Origin of the sequence: Companilactobacillus crustorum JCM 15951 (assembly GCF_001434585.1) — a bacterium.
GTDB classification, from domain to species: domain Bacteria; phylum Bacillota; class Bacilli; order Lactobacillales; family Lactobacillaceae; genus Companilactobacillus; species Companilactobacillus crustorum.
In genome coordinates, this window is sequence record NZ_AZDB01000021.1 from 25,821 (window position 1) to 37,611 (window position 11,791).

The 11,791-nt window shown below is 34.4% G+C and carries 12 protein-coding genes; 8 read left to right on the forward strand and 4 right to left on the reverse strand.

Features of this window, described 5'->3' with window-relative positions:
* Positions 1–263 precede the first annotated feature (263 nt).
* From FD26_RS06970 to FD26_RS06980, 3 genes are all read left to right on the forward strand, one after another.
* Positions 264–1,178 (forward strand): DMT family transporter, encoded by a 915-nt coding sequence (locus FD26_RS06970; RefSeq protein ID WP_057867713.1) that lies wholly within the window; start codon positions 264–266, stop codon positions 1,176–1,178.
* Between the two features lie 72 nt (positions 1,179–1,250).
* Complete coding sequence (locus tag FD26_RS06975; protein WP_057867714.1) at positions 1,251–2,096, forward strand: DNA-processing protein DprA; 846 nt, start codon at positions 1,251–1,253, stop codon at positions 2,094–2,096.
* Positions 2,097–2,254: 158 nt separating this feature from the next.
* Positions 2,255–3,130, forward strand: coding sequence for a DMT family transporter (locus FD26_RS06980; protein WP_057867715.1), 876 nt, complete (start codon positions 2,255–2,257; stop codon positions 3,128–3,130).
* A gap of 56 nt (positions 3,131–3,186) precedes the next feature.
* Here the strand turns inward: FD26_RS06980 and budA are convergent, their stop codons facing one another.
* Positions 3,187–3,897 (reverse strand): acetolactate decarboxylase, encoded by a 711-nt coding sequence (budA, locus tag FD26_RS06985; RefSeq protein WP_057867716.1) that lies wholly within the window; start codon positions 3,895–3,897, stop codon positions 3,187–3,189.
* A gap of 21 nt (positions 3,898–3,918) precedes the next feature.
* A complete protein-coding gene (gene alsS, locus FD26_RS06990) occupies positions 3,919–5,598 on the reverse strand; it encodes an acetolactate synthase AlsS (RefSeq protein ID WP_057867717.1) in 1,680 nt (559 codons plus the stop codon).
* A gap of 113 nt (positions 5,599–5,711) precedes the next feature.
* Between alsS and FD26_RS06995 the strand changes: the two genes are divergently transcribed.
* Positions 5,712–6,137, forward strand: a complete 426-nt coding sequence (locus FD26_RS06995) for a MarR family winged helix-turn-helix transcriptional regulator (protein ID WP_057867718.1) — start codon at positions 5,712–5,714, stop codon at positions 6,135–6,137.
* 54 nt (positions 6,138–6,191) lie between these two features.
* On the opposite strand, the gene FD26_RS07000 is transcribed toward FD26_RS06995, so the two are convergent.
* Both FD26_RS07000 and FD26_RS11060 read right to left on the reverse strand, forming a co-directional pair.
* Complete coding sequence (locus tag FD26_RS07000; RefSeq protein WP_057867719.1) at positions 6,192–6,863, reverse strand: metal-dependent transcriptional regulator; 672 nt, start codon at positions 6,861–6,863, stop codon at positions 6,192–6,194.
* 53 nt (positions 6,864–6,916) lie between these two features.
* Entirely contained in the window at positions 6,917–7,066 is a 150-nt protein-coding gene (locus FD26_RS11060; protein WP_156401783.1) for a hypothetical protein, read from the reverse strand.
* Between the two features lie 400 nt (positions 7,067–7,466).
* On the opposite strand from FD26_RS11060, the gene FD26_RS07005 reads away from it, so the two are divergent.
* From FD26_RS07005 to FD26_RS07020, 4 genes are all read left to right on the forward strand, one after another.
* A complete protein-coding gene (locus FD26_RS07005; RefSeq protein WP_057867720.1) occupies positions 7,467–7,907 on the forward strand; it encodes a universal stress protein in 441 nt (146 codons plus the stop codon).
* 38 nt (positions 7,908–7,945) lie between these two features.
* A complete protein-coding gene (locus FD26_RS07010; protein ID WP_057867721.1) occupies positions 7,946–9,601 on the forward strand; it encodes an Nramp family divalent metal transporter in 1,656 nt (551 codons plus the stop codon).
* 236 nt (positions 9,602–9,837) lie between these two features.
* Positions 9,838–10,920: an SLAP domain-containing protein gene (locus FD26_RS07015; protein WP_057867722.1), complete on the forward strand. Its 1,083-nt coding sequence runs from the start codon at positions 9,838–9,840 to the stop codon at positions 10,918–10,920.
* Between the two features lie 304 nt (positions 10,921–11,224).
* Positions 11,225–11,791 (forward strand): hypothetical protein (locus FD26_RS07020; protein WP_156401785.1); only part of this gene is annotated, 567 nt, incomplete at its 3' end.

Below are 11,791 nucleotides of genomic sequence, written 5' to 3' on the forward strand. Positions count from 1 at the left end.
AAGAAATTGTCTTTTTTGATTAATATATTAGTATTTTTCCGGCATAGGTTTATAAAAGATAAAGATATATAGCAATATTTAAATTGAAAACGTTTACCGCCCTAGAGGCGTTGTTTTATTATTTAGCATTGTTATACTAAACACGTTAACCATAAGGAAGGTGAATATTTATCGTTAATTGACAGCAGTAATATTTCGGCTATTCGAGAGGGTAGCGTAGCAATGAATTCAAAATGAAATCAAAGCGAAGGGAAATATTACTCATGAAGTCTAAAAGGGTTCTCGGATCCATTGAATTAAGCATTGCCGCTGTTATATGGGGCGCAATGTTCGTAGTTGTAAAAATTGTTGTCGATGAGGTACATCCAATACAATTAGTTTGGTTGGAGTACTTAATCTCATTAGTATTTTTAATTGGATATTCAGTAATAAAGGGAGAAAAATGGCATATCAATTGGCCTGATCTAAAATTAATCTTCTGGATCGGAATAATTGGAAATACTATTTCTCTAGTTGCTCAAGAAATGGGTACAGGTTTGTCAAATGCTCAAACCGGATCGGTTATAACTTCAACCATTCCAGCATTTATGATTATTTTTGGATGGTTAATCTTGAAAGAACGACTTGATAAGGTCAAGATATTCTCCGTTATCATTGCCATTTTAGGTGTTGTGATGATTGTAGGATTGAAGATGACAGGTAGTAACGTCGTTATGGGAGTTATGCTTCTAGTTCTTACCGCCATCACTTGGGCCTTGATGTCCGTCTTAGTTAAAAAAGTAAAGACTTACAGTTCTTTACAAATTACTATTATGTCAACCGTAGTAGCTGTTGTTACTCTGACGCCATTTATTTTAAGTGATACAGCATCACTTACAAGCATCAATTTCTTAGATCCAAAAGTTATTTTTAGTTTGCTTTACATTGGAGCAGTTTCAACCGCTGTTGCTTATGTAATGTGGAATAAAGGACTAAAAGTTATCAGTGCCAGTTCTTCAGGCTTGTTCTACTTGATTCAACCAATTGTTGGTTCATTCTTAGGTTGGTTATTATTGGGTGAGCAAATTTCAGTTGGTTTTATCATTGGTTCAGCAATGATTTTGGCCAGCGTCTGGATATCAGTTAAATTTGATGATTCTGATGAAGAAGCACTTGCTAGTGCAGGCAGTTTAAATTAAAAATATAAAATCTTGAGCGAATCCGTAGGGTTCGCTTTTTTAGTGCGTAATTTTGTATAAAAGGAAAGAAAATTGAAAAATATCTCACTTACGCAACTAATAATGACTTGTCTTAAATTGCCACGTATCGGTCCTAAAACCACATTACATTATCTTCAAAAATATAATAATCTACAATTGATTGTTCATAAAATGATTTCAAAGTTTGGAGTAACTACTTGGAACAGGTGCTTTAAACTCGTAACAACTGAAATTGAACATGCTAAAGCTAGTAAAATCAATATTTTAAATTATCAGGAAGCATCTTATCCACAGAGCCTGTTAACATTAGCAAATTTTCCACTGATTTTGTATGCAAAAGGTAATATCGGATTACTTAATCAAAAGAAAATAGCTCTGATTGGAACCAGAAAACCAACTAGGATTGGTATAAAACAAGGTCAAAAAGTAACAAAATATCTAGTTGAAATAGGGTATGTCATCGTTAGTGGATTGGCAAAAGGCTGCGATACATGTGCTCATAGAACTTGTTTGAATAATGAAGGCCAAACTATAGCTGTTTTAGCGGCAGGATTAGATCAACCGGTTTATCCACAGCAGAATCGACAATTAGCAGCAGATATTATAAAAAACAAGGGTTTGCTTATTTCGACTTATCCACTGGGAACTAAATTACGTCCGCAATACTTGGCAGCCAGAGATGAATGGCAAAGTGGTATCGGTGATGGGGTCATAGTTATTGAAACGGGAAGAGCTGGCGGAACCAATATCACGATGAATTTTTGTTTGAAGCAGCACCGGCCGCTAGCAAGATTAGATACAAAAATTACTAAGAGTGTAAATAATACCGTTATATGGCCGTTACATTCGGAAAATGATATTCAAAAATTTGTTAAGCTATTAGAGTCTACAAAATAGTGATTTTATTATGATATAATGTTTTTCATTGTTAAAAAAGAAGGTGTTCGTATGATTTATTCACCATTGAATGAATGTGATGTTCCTGTTATCCGCTAATCAACGGATAAATCCGTTGGTTAATTTCAGAAGAAGTTAAATAGCGGAAGGAAATTTTTATGAATTCAAAAAAAATTTTAGGTTCAATTTTATTAAGTTTAGCAGCCTGCATTTGGGGCGGTATGTTTGTTGTCGTTAAAATAATTGTTGAAGAGATTCACCCAATTCAATTAGTGTTTTTACGTTATCTAGTGGCAATTGTTTTTTTAATTTTGTTCTCAATAATAAAAAAAGAAAAATGGCATTGGAATACGAAAGATTTTCGATTAATTGTCTGGATAGGTATTATTGGCAATGCAGTTTCAATAGTTGCTCAAGAAACGGGTACTTGGCTATCCAGCGCTCAGACTGGGTCAGTGATAACCTCGGCTACACCAACTTTTATGGTTATTTTTGCATGGTTGATTTTGAAAGAAAAATTAACTCGTGTCAAAATCATTTCAGTTGTCATGGCTACTATTGGAGTAATGATGATAGTGGGAATTCATTTGACAGGAAAGCATGTTTTAGAAGGCGTTCTGTCTTTAGTAGGGGCAGCATTTACTTGGGCCCTGATGTCGGTTTTAGTAAAAAAAGTTAAAACATACAGTTCCTTACAAATAACTATTATGTCAACTTGTGTGGCAATTATTTGCTTATTGCCTTTTTCCTTGAATAACACGACAGCTTTGTTGAAGATTAATTTTTTTGAGCCTAAAATAATATTTTGTTTATTGTATCTAGGTGCAATTTCTACAGCATTAGCCTTTGTAATGTGGAATCAAGGCCTAACTATGGTTGAAGCTAGTTCGTCAGGTTTATTTTTCTTGTTGCAGCCAGTTATTGGTACATTATTGGGCTGGCTATTGTTAAATGAGGATATTTCAATTGGTTTCATTTTGGGAACACTTTTAATTCTAGGTAGTGTCTGGGTTTCAGTAAAATTTGCAGATTAAAAAAGCCAGTGTGGTGATCATAAAAATGGTCACCATACTGGCTTTTTGAATACTTATTAGCTTTCAGCTTTATGAATATCGCCAAGAATATCCCAATCTGAAAAATCAAATTTCATATAATCTGTATTTTGTGTAGGTAGATGTTGTTCCAAAGTATCAAATTGCTGTAGTTTAACATCTCCTGTTGCACCATCAAAACTTAGAACATGACCACCAAAAGTATGATCGTCAGATAAGAAATGATGATGGAATCCACCAACGCCAGCACCGTCAAAAATCATTGGAGAATAGTAGCTTAGTAAGGTTCCGGTAATTGAATCTCTTTGGAAGACACTTTGATCTTCAGCAGTTTTGCTCAAAGTTGCGTAAGGTTTCTGAGATTTTTTAACAGCTCGAGTTTTAATGTTGGTAAAAGTTCCGTGAATTTGAGTGGAGAAGAACGTATTAGAACTAGTCATGGTTAGTAATTTTTTATTCAAATCTGATTGGGAAAGATCTTTTACCTCAGTTAGTTGTTGATAATTCCCAAAGTGACTATTAGCAAATGGAAGGGTAAAGTCATCGCTGACGATATTTACTTTTCCAGTGCTATCAACTTGATAAGGCGTACCATCAAGGATAATTAATTCGCCATCCAGACCCTCGCCAGTACCAATACCAGTATCGCCATGCTCAAGTAGTTCTTTCATCGTGATTGTACCATCTAATAATCCAGGGACTAAGAGAGCTAATGTTCCATGTTGATAGAGAATATTTGTTTTTGACATGAAATTTCTTCTTTCTATATATTAGTTCAAAACATCGTCGACAAGTTTGGAGGCTAGGTTAATGTTGTCAGAGTAATCAACAGGAATATGGATAACTACAGGTCCTTTGGTACCAAAGGCTTTAGCTAACATTGGCTCTAGATCTTCAGTTCTTTCAACACGCATACCAGTTGCTCCAAAGCTTTCAGCGTATTTAACGAAGTCAACAGAACCTAGTTTAACGCCAGCATCATGTCCGTATTTAGCAATTTCTTGGAAACGAACCATATCGTAGTAGCCATCATCCCAAATTAATTGAACAATATTGAGATTTAAGCGGACAGCTGTTTCTAATTCCTGACCTGAGAAAAGAAAACCACCGTCGCCGGCAACAGAGACAACTGGTTGTTCAGGACGTTCCAAAGCGGCCGCAATTGCCCAAGGAAGAGCCACGCCAAGTGTTTGCATACCATTACTGAATAGTAGGTGTCTTGGCTTATAGCTTCTGAAATGACGTGCCATCCAAATATAAAGACTACCGACATCAACTGTAACAGTAGTATCGTCATTTACTTGATTTTGTAGAGCATGAATGATTGCAAGTGGGTGAATACCATTTTTATCAGAGTGATTTTCAGGAATGGCATCCTTTTTGGTGAACTTTTCTTGTTGATCAGCAAGGTGCTGATGCATTTGGTCGCCTAAATCTATGTCTGCAGGTAGTTGTTCACTTACGGCATCAAGCGTCTTAGCAATATCAGCTTGTACAATTAGGTCAGGTTGATAATCATTAGTAATTTCAGGAGCAATGCTATCTAAGTTGATGATTTCGCCAGTTCTACCGACATTCCAGTTACGAGCTTCGTATTCAATTGGATCATAACCGACAGCGATGATCAAATCGCTTTCCTTTAAAATTGTATCGCCAATTTGATTTCTAAAAAGTCCTACACGTCCGTAATAATTTTTTTCGAGGTCTTGAGAAATAACTCCGGCACCTTGGAAAGTTTCCACAACTGGAATAGAAAATTTATGAAGAAACTTGTGGATTTTATGAGTTACTTCATTGGTTGATGAACGCATACCGGCTAAAATAACTGGTAATTTAGCATTTTTTATTTTTTCAACGATTTTATTGATAGTCTCTTGGTCCGCACCACCTTGAGTAATAGGAGATAAACTATTAATGGTTGGACGAGTTACGTTACCATTTAAAACATCTTGTGGAATTGAGATAAAAGTTGCTCCAGCTTTAGGTGCTGTGACATTTTGGTAAGCGTTTGCAAAGGATTCTGACAAATTGTTGGCATCTTGTACTTCGACACTATCCTTGGTAGCAGCTGACAATAATTCTTTACTTGAGATGCTTTGATGCGTTAATCTAGCAATATCGTTACGGGGAACTTGGCCTCCAAGAGCAACTACTGGATCTCCTTCAGAAGTTGCTGTGATTAAACCAGTTGCTAAATTAGAGACACCAGGACCTGAGGTAGTTGCGACTACACCAGGTTTGCCGGTTAAACGTCCGATACCAGCAGCAATGAAGGCTGCATTTTGTTCATGCCGAGTAATAATTAGTTGGGGCGCTTTGGGATCTTTATTATGTTCAAGCGATTCAAAAAGTTGATCTATTTTAGCTCCGGGTAATCCGAAGACATATTTTATCCCTTGATTTATCATCGTTTGAATTAGAGCCTGCGCTCCATTAGTTTTTTCTGCCATTATTTCTGACCTCTTTTTTTAAATAGTTTTGTTCTATAATCATTTATAGGTAAAAAATAAATCATTCGTGTTGATTTGTCAACACAGAAAACTTTTCATTGGAGTGTAAATAAATGAAAAATATTGGATATTTAGCACAAGATATCTCCATTTTACATCGACAGTATTACAAGGATACAAGAGAAGAATTCAATAAAATCAACTTAAATCCGACAGCCGCTTGTATTTTGCTGGCTGTAAGTGACTATGAAAACATTAGCCAAAATCAAGTAGCTCGTTCATTAGTAATTGATAAGGGTTTAGCAACTCGTGAGATCAATAAAATGGAAAAATTGAATTACTTGACTAAGACGGCAGGGGCTGGAAAAACAAAGGTTTTAGGTTTAACTACTGAAGGCAAAAAGGTTGTTGAAACGGTCCAAAAAATCCGTAGTCAGTGGTGGGAAGATCGATTTGCGGCTTCAGGAATAACTCCTGATAGTCCATTAGTTTCGTCTATCGAAGCAGTTGTTTCAACCGTGGTTGGACCAATCCAGTAAAATAAGCAATAAAAAAAAGCGTTTGACAACGCGTGATTTTATAATCATGTGTCCTCAAACGCTTTTTTCCATCTCATTTATTTTTTCAATTCGAATCATCTTGGTAATATTTTTAGGCAAAATCTGTTTTAGATTATTGCGTAAGTTTAAAACGACCATTGAATGATCATAGCTGTTGATATTGAGAATTTGAATTTTATCATCTAAATTAATATCAATATTGTTTAGGATTTGGAATAAGTAGTTGTCTTCAGTGAAATTGATTATTTTAAAGGTTGTTTCAGAAATTTCTTGATTTGCTAATAGAGAGTACTTAGAAAATTCAGGAATAGAACAGTTAATGGGGATAACGTTTCCATGTGGACAAACTTTTGGATAGTCTAAATAGATATTTAAGCGATCAATTAATAGTAAATCGGGATGATCGCTTAATTTGGTTGCCTTTTCGTAAATGTCATTTAAAGGAATGCTTAGTTTTTCATATAGCCACGTTTCAATTAAACGATGTTGTTGTACTAGTGGTATCACGTTGTTTAGTCCCTTTTTAGTTAACTTTGTACCATAGTATTTAGTGTATTTGACTAGTCCTAACTTTGCTAAATGTTGTGTTCGATCAGAGATAGAGGCTTTACTAACATTAGCTTTGACTGCTAAATCAATATTATTTACATTTTGAAAACTGCCACCTAATTCAAAAATTAATCTTAAAAAATTTAAATCGTTCAAAATTTTCACCACTTTTTTTAATTATGCCGTTAATTTTCTATAAGGAAAATATGTTATTTGGAAATTCCCTTAAAAATACGGTCGTCAGATAGAAGTACATTTGTGAATATTCTTGAATACATTCCAACTAAAACCTCGGATGTGATCCAATTATTAGTTAAATATTTTTGTTCTATTGCCTCTTCAGTTAACTTTTGTTTCATAAAAACAACCTCCCATAAGTGTTAATAATTAGCTTAACCTAAATAAATAAACTTAAATGCCCATATATATACATCGGGCATATCTAAATATTAGTGAAATGATATAAAAAATCGACCGATTGGATCCACAACATTTTTAATATAGCATATTTATTTTAAATAAAATAGTTAAGTAGGGGGTAATAATAAAAAAATATACCTCATATTATTTGCTTAAATGTCTTTATAATGGGCAAGTAAACGGTTTCTACATTTTTTTAGATGCAAATATACATATTTGCATTTTTGTTAGGTAACCTTAAAAAAAGGTTTACTTAGTATTAAAATGTGGTAGAATGGTTTTTGGAAAGACAAGCGAACTAAATCTTGCCTTGAGAAAAATGTATTGGAGGACAAACGAATGTCGAAACAAGATACCAAATTCGAACGTGTTTTAGTTGGTGTTGATGATTCGGATGATGCTCAATTAGCATTTAGATATGCTATGCATCGTTGTATAAAGGATGAATCGATTTTGATTATTACTTCTATTTTAGAAAGTAATGGAATGAATGTTTATCAAGCATTGACGACAGATTACGTTCATGGTGAACGCAAGGAACTCGAAGCTCATTTGAAAGAATATCGTCAAGTTGCATTAGACGCCGGAGTTAAAAAGGTTGAACTTATGGTTGCCGAAGGGGATCCTGGTGAAACGATTGTTAAAGATGTTATTCCTTCATCTGATGCGGACCTTTTGGTTATTGGTTCGGTTTCAAAAAAAGGTATTAGAAAGTATTTTGGTTCTCAAGCCGCATACATGGCGAAACATTCGCCAATCTCTGTAATGATTATTCGCTGACTTTTATTAAGAAATTTATTTAGAGGGAGATTAATACTATGGCTGAAAAGCATAAGTTAATCGAGTACGCTAACGGACCATCTCTTGAAGAGATCAATGGAACCGTTGACGTACCAAAAGACAAAGGATTCTTCAAAACGTTACTAGCATATTCAGGTCCAGGAGCATTGGTTGCTGTTGGATATATGGATCCAGGTAATTGGTCAACATCAATTACTGGTGGTCAAAATTTCCAATATCTATTGATGTCAGTTATTCTCTTGTCTAGTTTAATTGCCATGTTATTACAATATATGGCTGCTAAACTAGGCATCGTGAGTAAAATGGATTTGGCACAAGCAATCCGTGCCAGAACTAGTAAATCACTAGGAATTGTTTTATGGATTCTAACTGAGTTTGCTATTATGGCGACTGATATTGCCGAGGTTATCGGTGGTGCCATCGCTTTGTACTTATTGTTCCACATACCATTGGTTATCGCCGTATTTATTACTGTTGGTGATGTTCTAGTATTGCTATTATTGACTAAGATTGGTTTCAGAAAGATTGAAGCTATCGTTGTATGTTTAATTCTTGTTATTTTATTTGTTTTCGTATATCAAGTAGCTTTGTCAAATCCTAATTGGAGTGCTGCTTTTGCTGGATTAGTACCAACAGGCAAGACTTTCGCTACAAGCCCTACAATTGGTGGTCAAACTCCATTAACAGGTGCTTTAGGTATTATTGGTGCCACAGTTATGCCTCATAATTTATACCTTCATTCAGCTATTTCTCAAACAAGAAAAGTTAATCATGCTGATGAAAAATCAGTTGCTCAAAACGTTCGTTTCTCAGCTTGGGATTCGAATATTCAATTAACAGCTGCTTTCTTCGTTAATGCTTTGCTACTAGTTATGGGTGTTGCTGTTTTCAAGAGTGGTGCCGTTAAAGATCCATCATTCTTTGGTTTGTATCAAGCTTTATCAGATACATCTACTTTAAGTAATGGTGTATTGATTGCCGTTGCTAAATCAGGTATCCTTTCAACATTATTCGCCGTTGCCTTATTGGCATCAGGTCAAAATTCAACTATTACTGGTACGCTTTCTGGACAGGTTATTATGGAAGGCTTCGTTCACATGAGAATGCCTCTTTGGTTACGTCGTTTAGTAACACGTTTACTTTCAGTTATTCCTGTTCTTATCTGTGTTATGATGACTAGCAGCAAGAGTATGATCGATGAACATGTGGCTTTGAATGATTTGATGAATAATTCACAGGTTTTCCTAGCTTTTGCTCTTCCATTCTCAATGTTGCCATTATTGCTTATGACAGATAATGCTACTGAAATGGGTAATAAATTTAAGAATTCAACTTGGGTTAAAGGATTTGGCTGGTTCTCAGTTATTGCTTTAACATTCTTGAATCTTTATGGTTTACCAGGACAAATTCAAGCCTTTTATGGTGATAAATTAACTGCTGGACAAACAATGCAAGCTAATATTATTGCTTATGTTTTAATTGCCGCTGTTTTGGCACTATTAGTTTGGACAGTTGTAGATATGCATAAGGGTAATGAAAGACTTAAAAATGTTTTGGCTAAAGAAGATGTGTCTTCAACTTATGAACATCTAGCCAAAATGTCAGCTGCAGCTGCTTCAGAAGAAGAATTTGATGATCAAGCAACAGCTGAAAGAAACTCAGAACAAAGATAATAAATTTATTATTAGATAAGACCAAAAAGATACGTTGATAAATCAGCGTATCTTTTTTTTGCTCATTAAATCCTTAAAATAATCGAATAAATAAAACCTATTTATTCGATTAAACCGCTATACAGAGAACGTTTTCGTATGATATATTCAAATAGCTAAACATTTTCCTTAAGGGAGGAATAAAAAAGTTAACGAAGAAATTTCTTTATAAATCAATTATATTAAGTGCTGCCACTTTGACTATGGGAGTACAAACTAACAGTCTAATTACGGTTCGGGCTGCAGCTGTTCCTGAAAGTTCAACAACGATATCTTCAAGTGATGATAAGGTCTCTGTAGAAAAAAATATTCCTGAAAGAGAATCTGAAGATGGTTCTGTAGAAGGAAATAAGTCTGATAATTCAACGGAAGATATTACTGGCGATGCACCTGAGCTTGGAGAGTCTGGTAATCTGGATGAAAAAGATACCTCAATAGATGCTAATAAAGACAATTTAGAGATTGATAAAGAAGTTTCTGAAAATGAGGAAAATGGTACGAAAGAATTGGCAGATGCTGAATCGGATTCTGAAAATACAATTAAAACTCAACAGGCTACTAATAGAAAGAATGTTTCTGAAGATGGTAATCCATTTGTTGAAATCAAGCCCATCACTCCGAATTTAGGAAATACTGACGATCCAGCTGAACATGGTGATTTGATGGTTCCATATGTATATCACGGTAATGGTGCAGTGTATGTTTTGGATGAAAATAACCAACCGATTATTGATGAGTCTTCAGAGACTGGTTATAAGATGAGAAATGATGCTGAAGTTTATGCTAAATATCCTAACTTTAGAGAAGTTAGTGCTCCTTTTACAGGCTTAGTTTATTCAGCCTTGTATACTGATATAAAGGGTGAAACGCCAACTAAAAAGGAACAATTACTAAAAGCTTTGGGCAAAGAAGGGGCATTTTTCATGGAATTTAGAAACCATGGATATGATACCTTAGATGAGTTAATTTCCTATCAGAATGATTTTACTAATGTTTATAATAAAATAATGGCACTAAATGATGATGGAACTGCAGTAATAGAAAGCACTAATCATAGTAATAGCCACAGTTCTACTACAAGAAATAACCCAACCAAAATTGATATGTTTGTTACAACAACTCGTTCAGCTTATCTTCATATGCTTAATGGTAAGTTAGTAACCAATCGCTATTTAGATAATCAAACTTCTTGGCATGTTGATAAAGCTACCATGATTAACGATCAATTAATGTATCGTATTTCTGAAAATGAGTGGGTTGCGGCTAGTGATGTTAAATAGAACTGTCAAAAGTTGGACCAAGCTACGTTAATTGAATAATAACTGAAAAAAAGCCAATATTCGAATGATGAATATTGGCTTTTTTGGCGTGATTTATTTATCAAAAGCAAGAATCTTTCAATCTAACCAAATAATTTATAAGACATAATTATATTATTTATTTATATAAAAACTAATAATTATTGTTTACAAAATATTAATTTTTATTATATTAAATATGTTTAAATAAACTATTCTGTGAGGTATATTTGTTTTAGGAAGCAAATTTGGCTAATGATTATTACTTTTGAGAGGATAAGTTGATATGAGAAAGTTTAGAAAATTGATATTCTTTTTGGGAATTATTATTGCTGGAATTATCTTATTTTTGGCGACCGCCTCACATACAGTTAATGCTAGTATTCAAGCGGACGATATTGATGATGGAATCACTAATTGGCAAAATGCTGGGGGAACGAATGAAATCGGGATGTTATCTATCGCTAAGGGACTGGGCTTAGGGTATACCTTTGGTGATGCTCCGAATACCGGTTTGGATAATGGTGTACCAGGAAATGATGCTAGTATTTTGACTGATTCAAATAGTGAGAAAGGTCATTTTAACGTTTTTTTAGTCATTGATGGAAATTATTATGGAGCACTTTATGGAAATATTGGTGGGCCAGGAGGAAGCGGTCCATTTAATTCGCCAGATTTTATGATTGCACCACCAACTAATAAGACAGGATTGAATTTTTATACCAATGGGGTTATCAAATTTATGAAAAACAAAGTTTATTTTAAGGGGACAGATCAAAACGGAAATTATGCCTATAAAATAATGGGTGATTATAATAATAATACGGTAGATTGTAAAATTAATCCGAACGCT